16 protein-coding genes are annotated in these 18,725 nt (G+C 71.7%); 11 read left to right on the top strand and 5 right to left on the bottom strand.

Going from position 1 to position 18,725, the window contains the following annotated elements:
* Window positions 1–41 precede the first annotated feature (41 nt).
* From lon to BFF78_RS14520, 4 genes are all read left to right on the top strand, one after another.
* The gene (gene lon / locus BFF78_RS14535) at window positions 42–2,471 is read left to right on the top strand and encodes an endopeptidase La (RefSeq protein WP_069778738.1); all 2,430 of its coding nucleotides are present in this window, start codon (window positions 42–44) and stop codon (window positions 2,469–2,471) included.
* A 118-nt stretch (window positions 2,472–2,589) separates the two neighbouring features.
* Window positions 2,590–3,651, top strand: coding sequence for a serine/threonine-protein kinase (locus tag BFF78_RS14530; protein ID WP_069778737.1), 1,062 nt, complete (start codon window positions 2,590–2,592; stop codon window positions 3,649–3,651).
* Between the two features lie 106 nt (window positions 3,652–3,757).
* Entirely contained in the window at window positions 3,758–4,837 is a 1,080-nt protein-coding gene (locus BFF78_RS14525; protein ID WP_069778736.1) for a hypothetical protein, read from the top strand.
* A gap of 105 nt (window positions 4,838–4,942) precedes the next feature.
* Window positions 4,943–5,128: a hypothetical protein gene (locus BFF78_RS14520; protein WP_069778735.1), complete on the top strand. Its 186-nt coding sequence runs from the start codon at window positions 4,943–4,945 to the stop codon at window positions 5,126–5,128.
* 57 nt (window positions 5,129–5,185) lie between these two features.
* Here BFF78_RS14520 and BFF78_RS14515 read toward each other — a convergent pair whose 3' ends face one another.
* Window positions 5,186–7,546 carry an ATP-binding SpoIIE family protein phosphatase gene (locus BFF78_RS14515; RefSeq protein ID WP_069778734.1) on the bottom strand — a complete coding sequence of 787 codons (2,361 nt, stop codon included), beginning with the start codon at window positions 7,544–7,546 and terminating at the stop codon, window positions 5,186–5,188.
* 196 nt (window positions 7,547–7,742) lie between these two features.
* On the opposite strand from BFF78_RS14515, the gene BFF78_RS14510 reads away from it, so the two are divergent.
* Complete coding sequence (locus BFF78_RS14510) at window positions 7,743–7,946, top strand: response regulator transcription factor (RefSeq protein WP_069778733.1); 204 nt, start codon at window positions 7,743–7,745, stop codon at window positions 7,944–7,946.
* 20 nt (window positions 7,947–7,966) lie between these two features.
* Here the strand turns inward: BFF78_RS14510 and BFF78_RS14505 are convergent, their stop codons facing one another.
* Window positions 7,967–8,800: a lysozyme gene (locus BFF78_RS14505; RefSeq protein ID WP_069778732.1), complete on the bottom strand. Its 834-nt coding sequence runs from the start codon at window positions 8,798–8,800 to the stop codon at window positions 7,967–7,969.
* Window positions 8,801–9,038: 238 nt separating this feature from the next.
* Between BFF78_RS14505 and BFF78_RS14500 the strand changes: the two genes are divergently transcribed.
* The gene (locus BFF78_RS14500; RefSeq protein WP_069778731.1) at window positions 9,039–9,530 is read left to right on the top strand and encodes a MarR family winged helix-turn-helix transcriptional regulator; all 492 of its coding nucleotides are present in this window, start codon (window positions 9,039–9,041) and stop codon (window positions 9,528–9,530) included.
* An 18-nt stretch (window positions 9,531–9,548) separates the two neighbouring features.
* On the opposite strand, the gene BFF78_RS14495 is transcribed toward BFF78_RS14500, so the two are convergent.
* On the bottom strand, window positions 9,549–10,337 hold the full coding sequence (locus BFF78_RS14495) for a protein phosphatase 2C domain-containing protein (RefSeq protein ID WP_069778730.1): 789 nt from the start codon (window positions 10,335–10,337) through the stop codon (window positions 9,549–9,551).
* 452 nt (window positions 10,338–10,789) lie between these two features.
* Here BFF78_RS14495 and BFF78_RS14490 point away from each other — a divergent pair, with 452 nt between their 5' ends.
* From BFF78_RS14490 to BFF78_RS14470, 5 genes are read left to right on the top strand one after another with little or no spacing between them, the layout of a single operon-like run.
* Window positions 10,790–14,344: a sensor histidine kinase gene (locus BFF78_RS14490; protein WP_069778729.1), complete on the top strand. Its 3,555-nt coding sequence runs from the start codon at window positions 10,790–10,792 to the stop codon at window positions 14,342–14,344.
* On the top strand, window positions 14,341–14,838 hold the full coding sequence (locus BFF78_RS14485) for a roadblock/LC7 domain-containing protein (protein ID WP_069778728.1): 498 nt from the start codon (window positions 14,341–14,343) through the stop codon (window positions 14,836–14,838). The genes BFF78_RS14490 and BFF78_RS14485 overlap by 4 nt, the downstream gene beginning before the upstream one ends.
* On the top strand, window positions 14,835–15,254 hold the full coding sequence (locus BFF78_RS14480; protein WP_069778727.1) for a DUF742 domain-containing protein: 420 nt from the start codon (window positions 14,835–14,837) through the stop codon (window positions 15,252–15,254). Before BFF78_RS14485 ends, BFF78_RS14480 begins: the two co-directional genes overlap by 4 nt.
* On the top strand, window positions 15,235–15,873 hold the full coding sequence (locus BFF78_RS14475; RefSeq protein ID WP_069778726.1) for a GTP-binding protein: 639 nt from the start codon (window positions 15,235–15,237) through the stop codon (window positions 15,871–15,873). Before BFF78_RS14480 ends, BFF78_RS14475 begins: the two co-directional genes overlap by 20 nt.
* Before the next feature lie 35 nt (window positions 15,874–15,908).
* A complete protein-coding gene (locus BFF78_RS14470; protein ID WP_069778725.1) occupies window positions 15,909–17,162 on the top strand; it encodes a styrene monooxygenase/indole monooxygenase family protein in 1,254 nt (417 codons plus the stop codon).
* Between the two features lie 84 nt (window positions 17,163–17,246).
* Here the strand turns inward: BFF78_RS14470 and BFF78_RS14465 are convergent, their stop codons facing one another.
* Entirely contained in the window at window positions 17,247–17,522 is a 276-nt protein-coding gene (locus tag BFF78_RS14465; protein WP_069778724.1) for a hypothetical protein, read from the bottom strand.
* A gap of 110 nt (window positions 17,523–17,632) precedes the next feature.
* Window positions 17,633–18,676: a C40 family peptidase gene (locus BFF78_RS14460; protein WP_069778723.1), complete on the bottom strand. Its 1,044-nt coding sequence runs from the start codon at window positions 18,674–18,676 to the stop codon at window positions 17,633–17,635.
* Window positions 18,677–18,725 lie beyond the last annotated feature (49 nt).

Here is an 18,725-nt window from a genome sequence, read left to right as displayed (position 1 = left end):
TTGAGTCGGCATAGCTCAACTTGACTGCCGAAGGGGAGATCATGGCTGCTGAGTCACCGGCGTTCACGCTGACCCTGCCCGTGCTGCCGCTCGACGACGAGGTCGTGCTGCCCGGCATGGTGGTCCCGCTGGACCTGAGCGACGCCGAGGTACGGGCCGCGGTGGAGGCCGCGCAGGCCGCCGCCCGGTCGGAACCGGGCAAGCCCAGGGTGCTGCTGGTGCCACGGATCGACGGCACGTACGCCAAGACCGGTGTGCTGGGCACGGTCGAGCAGGTCGGCCGGCTGGCCGACGGTGATCCGGGGGCTCTGATCCGCGGCCGGAGCCGCGTGCGGATCGGCGCGGGCACCACGGGTCCCGGCGCGGCCCTGTGGGTCGAGGGCGCACGGGTCGAGGAGAGCGTGCCCGAACCGCTGCCCGGCCACGTCGCGGACCTCGTCAAGGAGTACAAGGCCCTCGCCACCAACTGGCTGAAGAAGCGCGGCGCCTGGCAGGTCGTGGACCGCGTCCAGGCCATCGACGACGTCTCCGCGCTCGCCGACAACTCCGGCTACTCGCCGTTCCTCACCGTCGAACAGAAGGTCGACCTGCTGGAGACCGCCGACCCGGTGGCCCGGCTCAAGCTCGCCACGCAAGCGCTCCGCGACCACCTCGCCGAGCAGGAGGTGGCCGAGACCATCGCCAAGGACGTCCAGGAGGGCGTCGACAAGCAGCAGCGCGAGTTCCTGCTGCGCCGTCAGCTGGAGGCCGTCCGCAAGGAGCTGCGCGAGCTGAACGGCGAGAACTCCAAGGATTCGGCCGAGGAGTCCGACGACTACCGCGCCCGCGTGGAGGCCGCCGACCTGCCCGAGAAGGTCCGCGAGGCCGCGCTCAAGGAGGTCGACAAGCTGGAGCGGTCCAGCGACCAGTCCCCGGAGGGCTCCTGGATCCGCACCTGGCTGGACACCGTCCTCGAGCTGCCCTGGAACGAACGGACCGAGGACGCGTACGACATCCAGGGCGCCAAGGCGATCCTGGACGCCGAGCACTCCGGCCTGGAGGACGTGAAGGAGCGCATCACCGAGTACCTGGCGGTGCGCAAGCGGCGCACCGAGCGCGGCCTGGGCGTCATCGGCGGCCGGCGCGGCGGTGCCGTACTGGCCCTGGTCGGCCCGCCCGGCGTCGGCAAGACGTCGCTCGGCGAGTCGGTCGCCCACGCCATGGGGCGGAAGTTCGTCCGCGTCGCCCTCGGCGGCGTCCGGGACGAGGCCGAGATCCGCGGCCACCGCCGTACGTACGTCGGCGCGCTGCCCGGCCGGATCGTGCGGGCCGTCAAGGAGGCCGGGTCGATGAACCCGGTGGTCCTGCTGGACGAGATCGACAAGGTGGGCTCCGACTTCCGCGGCGACCCGGCCGCGGCCCTGCTCGAAGTCCTGGACCCGGCGCAGAACCACACCTTCCGGGACCACTACCTGGAGGTCGAGCTCGACCTGTCGGACGTGGTCTTCCTGGCCACGGCCAACGTCCTGGAGGCCATCCCGGAGGCGCTCGCCGACCGGATGGAGATCGTCCGCCTGGACGGCTACACCGAGGACGAGAAGGTCGTCATCGCCCGCGACCACCTGCTGCCGCGCCAGCTGGAGCGGGCCGGCCTGGCGAAGGACGAGGTCACCCTGGACGAGAGCGCGCTGCGCAAGCTGGCCGGCGAGTACACGCGCGAGGCGGGCGTGCGCACCCTGGAGCGGTCCATCGCCCGGCTGCTGCGCAAGGTCGCGGCCCAGCACGAACTCGGCGAGCGGGAGCTGCCGTTCACCATCCGCGAGGAGGACCTGCGCGGTCTGATCGGGCGCCCGCACCACGTGCCCGAGTCCGCCCAGGACCCGGCCGAGCGCCGTACGTCCGTCCCGGGCGTGGCGACCGGCCTCGCGGTCACCGGCGCGGGCGGCGACGTGCTCTTCGTCGAGGCCTCCCTGGCCGACCCGGAGACGGGCGCGGCGGGCCTGGCCCTGACCGGTCAGCTCGGTGACGTGATGAAGGAGTCGGCGCAGATCGCGCTCAGCTTCCTGCGCAGCCACGGCGCCGAACTGGAGCTTCCGGTCGGTGACTTGAAGGACCGGGGCGTGCACATCCACTTCCCGGCGGGGGCGGTCCCGAAGGACGGCCCCAGCGCCGGCATCACGATGACGACGGCCCTGGCATCCCTGCTCTCCGGCCGGCTGGTCCGCACGGACGTGGCGATGACCGGCGAGGTCTCGCTGACCGGCCGCGTCCTGCCCATCGGCGGCGTGAAGCAGAAGCTGCTCGCCGCCCAGCGTGCCGGGGTGACGACCGTGATCATCCCCAAGCGCAACGAAGCCGACCTGGACGACGTCCCGGCCGAGGTGCTGGACAAGCTCGACGTCCACACCGTGACCGACGTCCGCCAGGTCCTGGAACTGGCACTCGCGCCCGCGACGAACGGCGCGGCGCCGGAGGTTCCGGTCGCGGCGTGACGGACGTGACCGGAGGGCGAGGCCCGGGCTCCGTGAGGGAGACCCGGGCCTTCGCCATGCGCTCGTACGAGGATCCCCGGCACGTGCCCATACAGGCATAGCTCGATAAAATTCAGGCGTGAGCTGGCCCCCCAAAAGCCCCTCGGGTCTCATCGGGGCCGAGATCGCGGGCTACAAGGTGGAGCGCGAGCTCGGTCGGGGTGGCATGGCCGTCGTCTACTGCGCCCGGGACCTGCGCCTCGGGCGGACGGTAGCCCTCAAACTGCTCGCCCCGGAGTACACGCGCAACGACGCCTTCCGCCGCCGTTTCGCGCAGGAGTCCCGGGTGGCCGCCGCCATCGAGCACCCCAACATCGTCCCCGTCTTCGAGGCCGGCGAATTCGACGGGGTCCTCTACATCGCCATGTGCTACGTCTGCGGGCACGACCTGCGCGCCCTGATCGACCGGGAGGGCCCGCTGCCGGTGCCGGTCGTGCTGCGCATCGCGGCCCAGCTGGCCTCCGCCCTCGACGCGGCCCACGCGCGCGACCTGGTGCACCGGGACGTCAAGCCCGGCAATGTCCTGGTCGCCAAGGGTGTCGACAGTGATCATCCCGAGCACGTCTATCTCACCGACTTCGGGCTGGCGAAGAAGTCGCTGTCGCTCACCGGGTTCACCACCGCGGGCGAGTTCGTCGGCACCCTGGACTACGTCGCGCCCGAGCGGATCGCCGGACGCCCGGTGGACGGCAGGGCCGACCAGTACAGCCTTGCCTGTGTGGTCCACGAGGTGCTCGTCGGCACCCCGCCCTTCCAGCGGGAGGACCACCTGGAACTGCTGTGGGCCCACCAGTACGACCCGCCGCCCCTGCTCAGCAAGGAGCGGCCGGACATCCCGGCGGTCGCCGACGACGTCCTGCAGCGTGCCCTGGCGAAGCCCCCGGACGACCGCTACGGCTCCTGTCTGGAGTTCGTGGCGGCCCTGCGCACCGCCCTCGGCGGGGCGGCTCCCCGCCGGCGTACGCCGACGCTGGTGGACGAGCGGGTGGGTGCCCTGCCGGATGGCTCCGCGGACCCGTGCGGCGATGCCCGCGGCGACAGGGCCGTGGACGCCCGCCCGGATCCGGAGCCGCCGGCCTGGGCCGGACCGGTCTTCCGGGGGCCGGCGGAGAGCCCTTTTAACAGACGAATCATGTGCTGACAAGTCCCGAGTCCTCGGAACATGACCCCATCTTTCCGGTTTGGCTTACTTGAAGTGCGGCCAGCGAATGAGCCGCAGACAAGAAACCAGCCAGATGGGAAAAGTCATGAACCGCACTGCTGAGAACCGTGAAGCCAACCGCGCCGAGCGTCGTCGTATTCGCCTTTCCACGCTGATCGCCTCCGCGGTGATAGGCGGAGGCCTTGTTCTTCCGGCGGCGGCCGCGGCGACCGCGGCTCCGGCCCACGAAACGGCCACGACGAGTGTCGTCGAACACGGGCATCACGACAAGCACTGCAAGAAGCATTGCCACAAGTCCAAGGGCAAGCACAAGTGCAAGAAGGGCTCGGGCGGCTCGGGTGGTCCCAGCGGCGGCGGCTCCGGCGGGTCCGGCGGCGGCTCCGGCAGTGGCTCCGGCGGTAGCCACGGGAGCAACACCACCGTGCAGAACAACAACAACGTGACCGTTCAGCAGAACCAGTCCACCGGCAACGGCAAGCAGTCGAACTCCAACGACACGACTCAGAAGAACGACAAGTCCGGAAAGGGTTCCGGCGACCAGTCGAACAAGAACAAGACGGACCAGTCCAACAAGTCCGACGGGAGCTCTGGCGACCAGACGAACAAGAACAAGACCGACCAGTCCAACACGTCCGGAAAGGGTTCCGGCGACCAGACGAACAAGAACGACACGACCCAGAAGAACGACAAGTCCGGAAAGAGTGACGGCAGCCAGACGAACACCAACGACACGACTCAGAAGAACGACAAGTCCGGGTCGGGTTCCGGCGACCAGACGAACAAGAACAAGACGGACCAGTCCAACAAGTCCGACGGGAGCTCTGGCGACCAGACGAACAAGAACAAGACCGACCAGTCCAACACGTCCGGGTCGGGTTCCGGCGACCAGTCCAACACCAACGACACGACCCAGAAGAACGACAAGTCCGGGTCGGGTTCCGGCGACCAGTCCAACACCAACAAGACGGACCAGTCCAACTCTGGTGGCGGTGCCCAGTCGAACGACAACACCACCACCCAGGACAACTCCGGTGGCGGTGACCAGTCGAGCGGTGACCAGTCGAACAGCAACACCACCACCCAGGACAACTCCGGTGGCGGTGACCAGTCGAGCGGTGACCAGTCGAACAGCAACACCACCACCCAGGACAACTCGGCGGCGTAAGACCTGACTGCTGCGACAGCGGCAAGCGGGTTCCGGTCCGGCCGGGAGGCAAGCCCTGAGGCCACGCCTCCCGGCCGGATCTCGCTCACGGAGGGAGACCCCGCCATGCACAGGAACATCCGGCGACGCTCCGTCGCCCTCGCGGCGGCCACCGTGGCCGTCCTCTCCGGCGCCGCGTCCGCCAGCAGCCCGAAGCCGGCGCCCGCGACCAGACCGCCGCCGGCCACCGGGCCGGCACCGGCACCCAACCCCGCACCCACACCGAACCCGGACCACGGCATCGCCCGGTGAACCGAAAGCGCTCCGCCCCGTCGCCTCCCGCGACGGGGCGGCGGCGTGTGTCCGGGGTCAGCGCTCGGCCAGGGACTGCTCCGCCCACACCGTCTTGCCGATCCGGTCGTGCCGGGTCCCCCAGCGGTCGGCCAGCTGGGCGACCAGCAGCAGGCCCCGGCCGCCCTCGTCGAAGATGCGGGCGCGGCGCATGTGCGGGGTGGTGCCGCTGGAGTCGTACACCTCGCAGATCAGGGTCGAGTCCTGGTGGATCAGCCGGAGCCGGATGGGCGGGCGGCCGTAGCGGATGGCGTTGGTGACCAGCTCGCTGACCATCAGCTCGGTCGTGAAGACGGCCTCCGCCAGGCCCCACGTGAACAGCTGGTCGTCGACGAGCCGGCGGGCGCCGGCGACGGCGGTGGGTTCGTTCGCCAGCTCCCAGGAGGCCACCCGGTCCTCGTGCAGGCCCCGGGTGCGGGCGACGAGCAGGGCGATGTCGTCGTCGGGGCGATGGGTCAGCAGCGCGGTGATCACATGGTCGCAGACCGCGTCCAGCGACTTCGCGGGCCGGCCGAGCGCGGCGAACATCTTGTCCAGGGCCTCGTCGATGTCGTGTTCGCGGGCCTCGAGCAGCCCGTCGGTGTAGAGAACGAGCAGGCTGCCCTCGGGCAGGTCGGTCTCGATGGCCTCGAAGGGCAGCCCGCCGAGCCCGAGCGGCGGCCCCGCAGGCACGTCGAGGAAACTCACGGCGCCGTCCGGGCTGACCACGGCGGGCGGCGGATGCCCGGCCCGGGCCAGGGTGCACCGCCGCGCGACGGGGTCGTAGACCGCGTACAGACAGGTGGTGCCGATGCCCCCGGCGGTCTCGGCGGCCGGGTCCGAGCTGCCCTCGTCGGCGGCCAGGCGCAGCACCAGGTCGTCGAGGTGGGTGAGCAGCTCGTCGGCCGGCAGATCGACGTCGGCCAGGGTGCGCACCGCCGTGCGCAGCCGGCCCATGGTGGCCGAGGCGCGGATGCCGTGGCCCACCACATCGCCCACGATCAGCGCCACCCGCGCGCCCGACAGGCGGATCACGTCGAACCAGTCGCCGCCCACCCCGGCCCGGGTCGCGGCGGGCAGATAGCGGGTGGCGATCTCCAGGGCCGCCTGGTCGGGCAGCGTGTGCGGAAGCAGGCTCTGCTGGAGCGCCATGGTCGTGGTCCGGGCCCGCGCGTAGCCCCGGGCCTGCCGGATGCCGGCCGCCGCCCTGGCCGTGAACTCCTGGGCCAGCCGTAGATCCTCCGGGCCGAACCGCTCCCGGCCGGGGCGCCGGCCGAACAGCGCCACCCCGAGCGTGCTGCCCTGGACGAGCAGCGGCACCGCCAGCAGCGAGCGCGCCCCGGACGCGCGCAGCCATGCCGCGCCCGGGTCCACCGTCGCCCACTCGGCGAGAAGCGGGTCCGTCGTGTCGTACAGAAGGGGCCGGCCCGCGGTCAGGCACTGGACCGGAGGGGAGTCCACCGGGCAGACGATCGCCTCGCCCACCCCGGTGCCGTAGGCCGACCCCTCGCCGTCCGGGATGGTGCGCAGGGCGGCGCGGCGCAGCACCACCGGGCCGGGCCGCGCCGAGCGTTCATCGTCCGCCTCGCGGGGGGAGTCGAGCAGGTCGACGGCTATGACGTCGGCGAGCCGGGGGACCGTGACCTCGCTGAGTTCCTGCGCGGCGCGGGCCTGGTCCGCCGCCGTGCCGACGTGCGGGCCGCTCTCGGCCGACGGGCGCCGCCGGCCGGCGGAGTCCTCGGCGGGTGCCTCGGCGGACAGACAGACGGCGCGCACCTGGCCACCGGCGTCCTTCAGCGGCGTCAGGACGGCGCCGCGGCCCAGCTGCGGGCCGAGCCGGGCCCGGGCCTCCTGCGGCCGGCCCGACTCCAGCGCGAGCCGCATCGACCGGTCGGCCTCCTCGCTCGCGGCGCCGGGCACGATGTGCGGCAGCCGCAGCCCGCGCATCGCGGCCTCGGGCAGCGCGAGGGCGTGCTCCATGCGGCGGTTGGCGCGTACGAGCCGCAGATCGGCGTCGAAGATCGCCAGCGGGAAGGGGGACTGCAGAAATGTCCACTCCTCCAGCGGTTCGCCCCGCGGCGGCTGCGCCCGGGCCGTCACGGCGCTCACCACGAGCCAGTCGGTGACGCCGGTGTCCGAGGTCCGGCGGTGCGCGAGGACACCCAGCTCCAGCCGCCGGCCGTCGCGGTGCAGCAGCGGGACCGTGCCGTTCCAGCGGTCCCGTCCGGCGACGATCCGGCGGGCCGCCGAGCCGTCGGCGGCGAGCAGCGCGGTGGCGGGCCGTCCGACGACGGCCGGCGAGTCGTAGCCGAGCAGCCGCTCCGCGCCTTCGCTCCAGCTGGTGAGGATGCCCTGCTCATCGATGGTGGCCGTGGCCGTGTACGTCGACTGTCGCTCCATCGCCGCTCATCTCGCCCTTGCTCGGCAGGCTCTACTGACCAGCATGATCCCGGCCGGCGCGGAGCACCAACGCAGAGCCGCGGGAAGAAAATCGCGGTCGGGCCGCAACCGGCCGGCGGCCTCCCGGCGTCAAGACGACAAATGTCCTTATTCAGGCATTGCGGATACCGCTGGGGGGTGCGACCAAGGAGGACCGATGACCGGCACGACCCCGACGCTGACCGGCCGCGAGCTGGAGACGCTCCGGCATATCGCGGCGGGCCGCACCCATCTCCAGGCGGCCCACGCCATGGGCGTCTCCCGGCACACGGTGGACACCTATCTGCGCCGCATCCGCGCCAAGCTCGGCCACACGAGCACGGCCGAGCTGACGCGGATCGCGATCTCCCTGGGGCTGTGATCTCCCCGGCTGTGCAAGGACTAGCCGTTGGCCAGCGCCTGCACCCGGTCCAGGGCACCGTTGAACTCGTCGTGGTCGCCGACGGTCGGACCGGAGGAGGTGTACTGCCACATCGTGTAGTACGACCAGCCGGCCGGCAGCGTCCCCGGGTCCGAGGCGTACCGGGCGATCCACAGCGGGTTGTTCGCCGCGAAGCCGCCGTAGTCGCCGGTGCACTGGGTCCACCAGCTGGTCGCCGTGTAGATCACGGCGTCCCGGCCGGTGAGGGACTTGTAGGTGGCCAGGAAGTCGGCGATCCAGCCGACCAGCTGGCTCGCGGTCTTGCCGTAGCAGGCGGCCCCGTAGGGGTTCCACTCGATGTCGAGCGCGCCCGGCAGGGTCTTGCCGTCCCTGGACCAGCCGCCGCCGTGGCCGGCGAAGTAGCTCGCCTGGGTGGCCCCGCTGGTGGTGTCCGGGGTCGCGAAGTGGTAGGCGCCGCGGATCATGCCCACGTTGTACGAACCGTTGTACTGCTGGGCGAAGTACGGGTTCGTGTAGTACGTGCCTTCCGTGGCCTTGGTGTACGCCCACCTGACCCCGCTGCTCCACAGGGTCGACCAGGCGACGTTGCCCTGGTAGCCGGCGACGTCCACGCCCTCGGTCTGGGTGACGCTGCCGGAGGTGAGGGTGCCGTGCCGTCCGTCGTGGGCGAGGACGCCCATGCCCATGTGGGCGGAGCCGCGGCTGGGCTTGGTCGCGGCGTGGGCGGAGGTGAGGGGGAGGGCGAGGGAGAGCGCCGTGAGCAGGGCCGTGACGAGGACGGCGAGGGGGCGCGGGCGGATGGGACGGTCGGAGCCGGGTCTGTGCACGGGCATGACGTGCCTCCGGAAGATGTGGGGTGGGGGGAGCGCGGCAGTGACCGTGTACCGAATGCCGCACTGGCGTGGGCATGCCATTCATTGCCTGATAAAGAAGCTACGCACGTAGATGAGGGGTGGGAAGGGGGTCCGGGCGCCGCCGTTGGTCTACGCCTGCGAAATACTTACAGAGCTGCGGCAATGACGACTTTTGGCAGAAACTTTCAGGACGGCGAAACCGAGCAGGGGTGCTGACGTGCACGAGGACGGAAACGGCGACGCACATCGCGGCGCCCAGAAGATGACGCCCAGTGGTGCGGACCGGGAATTCCTGGCACTGGAGCGGGAGTTGACCGTGCTGCTGCGGCGTGCCCGGGCCAACCAGGGCGAGATGGCCCGCGAGGTCCATCCCGACCTGGAGTCCTCCGCGTACGGCCTGCTCATCCGCCTGGACGAATGCGGCGGCCGGCGGGCCACGGAGCTCGCCGCCTACATCGGCGTCGGCAAGGCCACCATGTCCCGCCAGCTGCGCGCCCTGGAGGAGCTCGGCCTGATCGCCCGCGAACCCGACCCCGCCGACGGCCGCGCCTGGCTCGTCACCCTGACCGACGAGGGGCGCAGCCGGGTCGGCAAGGTCCGCGAGGCGCGCCGCGCCCGATACGTCAGGCAGCTCGCCCACTGGGACCGCCGCGAGGTCGCCGAACTGGCCCGGCTGCTGAACCAGTTGAACGGGGTCATGGAGAAGTAGGGCGGAGCCGGCGGGGCCTCACAGCTCGACGTACACCACCGTGGCGTCGTCGTGCGTCTTGCTCCGCCGCAGGAACGTCCGCGTCTCCCGGTCCGTCGTCTCCAGCTCCCGCACCCGGTCCACCAGCGACCGGGCGCCCTCCTTCGCGACCAGCTCGAACAGGGCCCGCCAGTCGCCCTCGTGGAACTTCTCCGTCCAGCGGGTCGCGCCGTCCGTCAGCGCGGCCAGGGCGCAGACCTCGCGACGGGGCAGGGTGCCGGCCACCGCGCGGGCCGCCACCGAGGGATCGGCGGCGGCCGTGAAGAAGCCGCCCTCCTTGTTGCGCAGGGTGGCGTCCACCAGGGCGTCGGTGGCGAGCGCGGAGCGCGGGAGCCGGGCCATCCGGTCGTCCAGCACCGGGGTGACCGTCCCGTCGGGGCCCCGCAGCAGCAGCGCGGAGTCGGACAGCACCAGGTACTCGACCGTGTCGGGGGACCAGCGGGCCAGGGCGACGGTCGCCTGGGGGGTTCGTGGGTGAGAAAGCTCACAGGTCGCGGCGTGGGCCTCGGCGGTGCGTTCGATGGCCCGCGAGAGAATATCCGGGAGCGTCAGATCTCGCCCGGAAACGGTCAGTTCGGTCAGTGCGCCGCCGAGTCGCGCGGTGAACCAGGGGACGGAATGCAGACACCCCGTCGCGCCCCGTGGCGGGGTCACGCCGTCGAGGACGATCACGCAACCGCCCTGCCCGGAGGCGGGTAGTCCGACGCCGGCGAAGTCCTCGTTGGGGCGGTTCGGGTCGCCGGGTTCCGAAACGAGATCAGTTCGCATTCGGCCAGTCTGCACGACCCCTTCACAGGATGCGCCAAAGGCTGGCAAGTGCCGCCGAATTGACACGACCCCGCAGGTCAGCCGCCTGCTTTGGGGTGGAATGAGCCCCTCCGGGAAAGCGTGGTGGCGAATACTGCCAAAGCCTGCCGCCCGCGTCCAACCGGCGTGCCGGGCAAGGGTCCCGCACGCGCCAGAGGAACTTGCCCGCCAACTCTCCTCCGATGTTCACTCCTTCGGGTGGCGGGTCAGGTGATGCGCGACCACTGCCCACCGGCGCTGGGAGGGTCGGGAACCATACGAACCGGGTGTACGCACCACTTGGCACGAATATGACGGGGTGCCACCCGGGCCCCGGGTAGACGAGTTCAGGATTGCGAGCACCGGTGCAGATGAAGCGGCCTCGGCGCACAGGCAGGCAGACGGACCCCACGGGGACCGCCCAGCAGACTCCCGTGGGCACCGGCCGCCCCACCCATGTACGCACCCGGCTGATCGTCGCCGTCGCCGTGGTGGCCGCGGCCGTCGCGGGAGCCGGCGCGCCCTCCCTGCTCACCGCCTCCCAGGACGTCGGCGACTCCCAGGACCTGGTGACGCTGGCCGCCCGCACCCAGGACGCCCTCGCCCTCGCGGACTCCCTCGCCGACGAGCGCGACGAGGTCACCTCCTACATCGCCGCGGGCCGCCCCAAGGCCAAGGCCCCGTCCGAGGACCGCAGCGCCCGTGTGGACCGGCAGGTCGAGGACCTGCGCGCCGAGACCGACACCCCGGCGAGCCTGCGCGGCGACCTCGACGGCATAGCAGCCGTCCGCCACGACGCCCTCACCGGCAAGAGCACCGCCCTCCAGGCCCACCAGGCGTACTCCACGGCCATCATCGAACTGCACCGGCTCGCCGAGCAGCTGGCCGACCGGACACCCCCGCGGGCCGGCTCCGGCGCCCACGCGCTCGCCGAACTGGACACCGCCGTGCAGCAGTCCGCCGCCGCCCGCGGTCTGCTGCTCGCCGCGCTGAACGTGCCGTCCGGCACCCGGACGGTGATCAACCCCGTCACCGGCCTCGCCACCACGACCTCCACGGCCTCCGCGGCCGACCGGAAACAGCGCGACGAACTGGCCGCCGCCGCCCAGCAGGCCCGGCTGCGCGCCGACGCGGCCCTCGCCGACTTCCGCGCGACCGCCCCCAAGACGGCCGTCGACTCCTACGACTCCACGGTCACCGGCACCGATGTCAACTCGGCGGAGAAGTACCTGGCCACGCTCACCGCCCGGCCGACGCTGGCCGACAGCGAGCTGACCACCAGCACCAAGAAGCTGGACGCGGCCCTGTCCGCACGCGTCGACCTCATGCGCGGCGCGGAATCCGCCCTCTACGACCACCGCACCAAGGACCTGGCCAGGCTCCGCGACGACGACGTCACCGCCCTGGAGATCCGCATCGCGGTGCTCGGCGCCCTGATGCTGGTCGCCGTCGGCCTCGCCACGGCCATGGCCCGCACCCTGACGCGCCCCCTGTCGGTGCTGCGCCGGGGCTCGGCACGCCTGTCGGAGTCCGAGGACCCGACGACCCAGGAGCCGATCACCTTCACCGGCCGCAACGACGAGTTCGCCGAGGTCGTCCGCTCGGTGAACGCCCTGCACGCGCACGCGGTCGCCCTGCGCGAGCAGACCGTGGCCGCGGGCGAGCGGGTCGCCACCCTGGAGACCGACCGCAAACACCTGGTCGGCCAGCGCCAGAAGATGGCCGACGCCCGCGAGGCCCTGCAGGCCGAGCTCAGCCAGGCCGCCGACCGGCTCCAGCGGCTGCGCACCACCATCGGCGGCACGTTCGTGAACCTCTCGCTGCGCACCCTCGGCCTGGTCGAACGCCAGCTCGCCGTCATCGAGGGCCTGGAGGAGCGCGAGCACGATCCCGACCGCCTCGCCACGCTCTTCAAGCTGGACCACTTCGCCACGGTCATGCGCCGCCACAGCGAGAACCTCCTGGTCCTGGCCGGCGCCGAGCACGTCCAGCAGCACCACGGCCCGGTTCCGCTGGTCGACGTGGTCCGGGCGGGCGTCAGCGAGATCGAGCGCTACGAACGCGTCCGCATCGCGGCCCTGCCCCCGCATGTCCACGTGGCGGGCTTCGCGGCCGACGACCTCTCCCATCTGCTGGCCGAGTTGATGGAGAACGCCACGTCGTTCTCCCCGCCGGACCTGCCCGTGGAGGTCTCCGGCTGGCTCCTGGAGTCCGGCGAGGTCATGCTCACCGTCCAGGACGAGGGCATCGGCATGGCGACCGAGCGCCTGGACCGCCTCAACACCCGCCTGACCGGCTTCGACCCCGAGGCGCCGTACGACGAGGAGGGCGACGCGGGTCTCGGCCTCGGCCTGTACGTCGTCGCCCGCCTCGCCCACCGCCACGGCGTCCGGGTACGGCTGCGCGAGCAGAAGCAGGGCGGCATCGCGGCGGTGGCCGTCCTGCCGTCCACCCTCCTCACCGAGGCCCCACCGACCGCCCTCCCTGCACAGCCCGCGTCCACCTTCTCCCTCCCCGGCGCCGACGCGGAGGTCAACTCCAACGTCCTCCACGCCCGCCCCAAGCACCCGGATCCCCTGGTGGCTTTGGCGGAGGAGGCGACTCGGGGGGTGCCTGCCCCGGGCGATTCCGCGCAGGCCGGCGCTCCGGCCTCCGGCGGTTCGGCGGAGGCACGCGGCTCGGTTCCGGGCGGCTCGGCTGTGGGGGGTGCTTCGGCCTCCGGCGGTTCGGTGGACGAGGGTGGCTCGGGGGCGGGGCGTGCTCCGGCTTCGGGCGGTTCGGTGGACGAGGGCGCCTCGGCTTCCGGTGGTCAGGCGGTGGGGGCGGCCTCGCACTCTGGCGGTCCGTCCGTGGGGGCTGCTTCGGTCTCCGCCGCGTCGGTGGAGGGTGTTGCCCCTGCCTCCGGCGGTTCGGAGGAGGGGCGCGGCTCGGTCTCGGGTGGCTCGGCGGGTGAGAGCGCTTCGGTGGACGGGCGTGGCTTGGTCCCCGGCGATTCCCCCGTGCGGGCTGCCTCTGACAGCTCGGGCGACCGGGACGGCGTCGGCGCTCCAGCCGGAGATGTGTCTGCGGTCGCCTCCGACGGTCCGGCCGGACCGGTTGATCCGGTTGATCCAGCCCTGCCGACCGTTCCGGCGAGGGAGGCCGCGAGCCGCTTCGGTGGCCTGCCGGAGGAGGTCTCCCACACCCGACTCGGCGCTGAGGCCGAGGGTGGATCCGGCGGGTCGGCCGGTGAGGGCGGTGGAGTTGCCTTCGTAGGTCCGGCCGGTGAGGCCGAGGGCGGATCCGGCGGGTCGGTCGGTGAGGGCGGTGGAGTTGCCTTCGAAGGTCCGGCCGGTGAGGCCAAGAGTGGATACCGCGGATCGGCCGGTGAGGACGACGGCGTCGCCTTCGGCAGGTCGGCCGAGGGCGCGGTGCCGGATGTCCTTGGCGAGCGGGCCGGGCAGGCGGTGCCGGAGGCCTTCGGTGGGCCGGCCGGGCCGGCGGTGCCGGACGCGCGCGTCGGTCGGGACGGTGGCGTGGCGCAGCCGGCCGTTCACGAGCAGGCCGACCCGGGTGCCCAGGACACGGAGACCCGCCCGAAGGCCCCGGCGGAGACGTTCGCCGAGACGACGATGGAGCTGTTGCTCCCGGACCTCACGGCGGACGCCGCCGACGGTGGACGCGCTCCACGGGGGGCACCCGCACCCGACCACGCAAGTCCCCCCGAAGGCGAAGCCTTGGCGGAGCCCGAGGAGCAGCTCACCAGCAAGGGCCTCCCCAAGCGCACACCCAAGATCACCGTGCCGGCCCAGACCCCGCGCCGCCGCCCCGGGACCGTCGACGCCGAGGCCCTCCGCAGGAGGCTCGGCGGGTTCCGCAGCGGGGCGGAGGCCGGCTACCGGGACGTAGAGGCGGAGATCGCCGAACGGACGGCCGGCCACCAGCGCCCGGCCGGCTACGCACACGCCGAAGAAACCACGGGGGGTACAGCCGAGGAGGCAAGCAGTTGACCGCGCCCAGTACCTACGGACTGAGCAGTGAAGCCCGCAATCTGCACTGGCTGCTGACGAACCTGGTCGAGGAAGTCCCCGGCATCCAGTCGGTCGCCGTGGTCTCCTCGGACGGTCTGCTGCTCCTGTCGTCCGATCCGGGGCACACCGAGCAGTCCCGCCAGGCCCGCCCGGCGCGAGGCCCCCGTGGCTCCTCCGCCGACCTCGCCACCATCGTCTCCGGCATCGGCAGCCTCACCGTCGGCGCCGCGAAGCTGATGGACTGCGGCGGCGTCAAGCACACGATGATCGCGATGGAGGAGGGCAGCCTGTTCGTGATGTCGATCAGCGACGGCTCGCTGCTCGGTGTGCACGGCTCCGCCGACTGCGACATGAGCGTGGTGGCGTACCACATGGCGCTGTTCGTCGGCCGCGCCGGCCACGTCCTCACCCCCGAACTCCGCACCGAGCTGCGGAAGTCCCTGGAGGCCCAGTCGGCGGGGAGCACCCGGTGAGCGGCCCCGCGAAGAAGCTCCCCGTGCGCGGCGGCGAGCGCAAACCCGCCCGTGTCCGGCCCTACTCGCTCACCGGCGGCCGTACCCGCTTCGGTCATGTCCTCCTCGTGGAGACGTTCGTGGCGGCGCTGGAGGCCCCGGAGGAGCGCAAGGAACTGGAGAATGGTTCCCGCACGGGTCCACAGGGCCGTGTCATGCCGGAGATGCAGGCCATCGTCGAACTGTGCCGCCGTATGCGTACGGTGGCCGAGATCGCCGCGCTGCTGAAGATGCCGCTCGGCGTGGTCCGCGTGCTCCTGAGCGACCTCGCGGACCAGGGAAAGATCCGTGTGTACGGCACCGGAACCGGTCACGGCACCGGCCGCCCGGACCGCGCGCTGCTGGAAAGGGTGCTGAGTGGACTCCGCCGTCTCTGACGCCACCGGCGTCGCCCCCCTCGTCGCCGAGCCCGGCGACGACCTGAGGTCCTGGCAGACGGACCGCACCCGGGCCCCGATCGCGACGAAGATAGTCGTGGCGGGCGGTTTCGGCGTCGGCAAGACCACGCTGGTCACCTCCGTCTCGGAGATCACGCCCCTGCAGACGGAGGCGCTGATGACCGAGGCGAGCGAGGAGACCGACGACCTCACCGCCACGCCGGGCAAGCTCACCACAACCGTGGCCATGGACTTCGGCCGCATCACGCTCGACGACGACCTGGTGCTCTACCTGTTCGGCACGCCGGGCCAGCAGCGGTTCTGGTTCATGTGGGACGACCTGGTGCGCGGCGCGATCGGCGCCGTCGTCATGGCCGACACCCGCCGCCTGAAGGACTGCTTCCCGGCGCTGGACTACTTCGAGAGCTGCGGACTGCCGTACGTCGTCGCGGTCAACCACTTCGACGGCAGCGAGCGGTTCGAGCCGGAGGACGTACGGGAGGCTCTGACGATCCCCGCGCACGTCCCTGTCATGATCATGGATGCGCGGCGCCGGATCTCGGTCATCGAGACCTTGCTGGCCCTGGTCGGCCACGCGCTGGACGAAACCCCCGAGTAGTCCCCGAGCAGTACCCGTTAGGAGTCCCCACCCGCATGCGGAAGATACTCGTCGTCGGAGCCGGTCAGTCCGGCCTCCAGCTCGCCCTCGGCCTGCAGTCGCACGGCTACGAGGTCACCCTGATGTCGAACCGGACCGCGGACGAGATCCGCACCGGCCGGGTCATGTCGACGCAGTGCATGTTCCACACGGCACTGCAGCACGAGCGTGATCTCCAGCTGAACTTCTGGGAGTCCCAGGCCCCGAAGATCGAAGGACTCGGCGTCTCGGTCGCCGCCCCCGGTTCCTGGGGCGAGGGCCCCGCGGCCCGTGCGATCGACTGGGTGGGCAAGCTGGACGGGTACGCGCAGTCGGTCGACCAGCGGGTGAAGATGGCCGGCTGGATGGACACCTTCGCCCAGCGCGGCGGCCAACTGGTCATCCACGGCGCGGCGGTCGGCGACCTCGACTACTTCTCCCGTACGTACGACCTCGTCCTGGTCGCGGCCGGCAAGGGCGAGCTGGTGTCGATGTTCGCCCGCGACCCCGAGCGCTCCCCGTACAGCGAGCCGCAGCGCGCGCTGGCGGTGGCGTACGTCCACGGGCTCGGCCCGCGCCCGGAGCACCCCGGGTTCGACGCGGTCCGCTGCAACCTGGTCCCCGGTGTCGGCGAGCTGTTCATCATGCCGACGCTGACCACGTCCGGCCGCGCGGACATCCTGTTCTGGGAGGGCGTACCCGGTGGCCCGCTCGACGTCTTCAACGGCGTCAAGGACCCGGCGAAGCACCTCTCCCTGACGCTGGAACTCATGGAGAAGTTCACGCCCTGGGAGTACGCGCGGGCCACCGAGGTCGAACTGACCGATGCCGGCGCTACGTTGGCCGGGCGTTACGCCCCGACCGTCCGCAACCCCGTCGGCCGCCTCCCCGGCGGCGGCCTGGTGCTGGGTGTCGCGGACGTCGTGGTGGCCAACGACCCGATCACCGGTCAGGGTTCCAACTCCGCGTCCAAGTGCGCGGCGGCGTATCTCGCGTCCATCCTGGAGCACGGCGACAAGCCGTTCGACGAGGAGTGGATGCGGGCCACGTTCGACCGGTACTGGGACACCGCCCAGCACGTCACCAAGTGGACGAACGCGATGCTCGCCCCGCCGCCCGAGCACATCCTGAACCTGATCGGCGCGGCGGAGCAACTGCAGCCGGTCGCCGACCGCTTCGCCAATGCGTTCAACGACCCGGCCGACTTCGAGAACTTCTTCTACGACCCGGAGAAGACCGAGGCCTACCTGGCGTCGGCCGCTGGAGCCTGACGGTGGTACCAGGGGCGCTGCAAAGCGCCCCTGGACCCGCGGGAATCAGCCGCTTTCCACCGTCGGAGCTGCTGAACCGGCCTCTTACTCTCCGGCGTGGTTGTTGCAGCCCATGGTCGAGCCGATGTGGGTGCTCTGTGCACCCGGGTCGCCCTCGCCGTTGAGCGCGTTGCCCAGCAGGCCGTTGAGGATGCCGACCTCGCCGAGGACGTCGACGTTCAGATCGTGGTCCTTACAGTTGGAACTCTGCATGACCCCGCCGTGCTCCCCGCCGCCGCCGGCGTACGCGGTGCCGGTCGTCAGGAGCGCGAGGCTGCCCACGGCTGCGACCAGGACACCGGCCTTGCGAAGCTTGTGCATGTCATCTCTCCATGGTGGAAGTGAAGTGGATACGGTCTGCCACAGATCGACCCCTTACGCGCACCGACGTTAATCTGAAAAGCCACAAATCGGACACCGACACGCCAGTTCTACTCGTCCGGGCGTACCGCGCCGAGCACCGGATACGACGCCAGCGGTGAGACCCGTACCATCTCGCCGGGCCTTGGCGCCTGTACGACCTTCCCGTCCCCGACGTACAACGCCACGTGGGTCGCCTCGGGGAAGTAGACCACCAGGTCACCGGGGTGGAGCCGGTTCAGCGGAACTCTCCTGAGGTGTTGCCACTGTTCCTGGCTGGTACGGGGGATGGGCGTGCCGGCGTGCCCCCAGGCCTGTGAGGTCAGGCCCGAGCAGTCGTAGGAGTCCGGGCCCTGTGCGCCCCACTGGTACGGCTTGCCGAGCTGGTCCATGGCGTAGTGGACCGCGCGTTCGGCCTCGGGGGAGGCCGAACGGCCCGTGGGCAGTGCGCCGGAGGTGGTGAGCTTTCGCTGGGCCTCGGTGACGCCCCGCCGCTCCAGGGCGGCGACCGCGGCCAGCTGGTCCGGGGTGAGGCCGGCCAGCAGGCGTTCCACGTCGGCCAGTTTGCTCCGCACGGCGTCGCGCTGCTTCTTCTGCCGCTCCGTGAGGGTGAGTTGGGTGTCCAGCGCCGTGCGGGCGGCCCGGGCGAGGGCGTCCTCGCGCTGCTCCCTGGCGGTCAGCCGGGTCACCGCGCCGGCCCGCTCGCGGGCCAGCTCGCCGATGACATGGCCCTCGTCCAGCGCGTGCTGCGGGTCGGGGGCGAGGAGCAGACGGACGTAGGGGCCGAGGCCGTCGGTGTTCTGGTACTGCTGGCGGGCCAGCCGGCCGGCGTCGGTGCGGCTGTCCTGCAGCGCGAGACGGGCGCGGGCCAGTTCGCCGTCGAGCCGGGACACCTCGGCGCGCTGCCGCTTCAGCTTCTCCGCGGTGGCGTTGTAGCTCTCGGTGGCCTGTTCGGTCTGCCGGTACAGCTGCTGAAGCTCCGTCAGCAGCTGGGCGACGGAACGCTGTTGCGGATCCGGCGTTACGGCGGCGGCGGGCAGGGGCGCGAGCAGGGACCGGGCCGCCAGGGCCGCCACCGCAGCCGTACAGGCCAGGCGCGGGACCGTTCCTGACACGACGACATCACCTCGGTGCGATAAGGGTGGTCACTTTCGTCCCCCCTCA

The sequence above is a fragment of the Streptomyces fodineus genome (genome assembly GCF_001735805.1).
Taxonomy (GTDB): domain Bacteria; phylum Actinomycetota; class Actinomycetes; order Streptomycetales; family Streptomycetaceae; genus Streptomyces; species Streptomyces fodineus.
The sequence above is the reverse complement of the archived record's forward strand: the minus strand, read 5'-3'. Positions and strand labels throughout refer to the sequence as shown.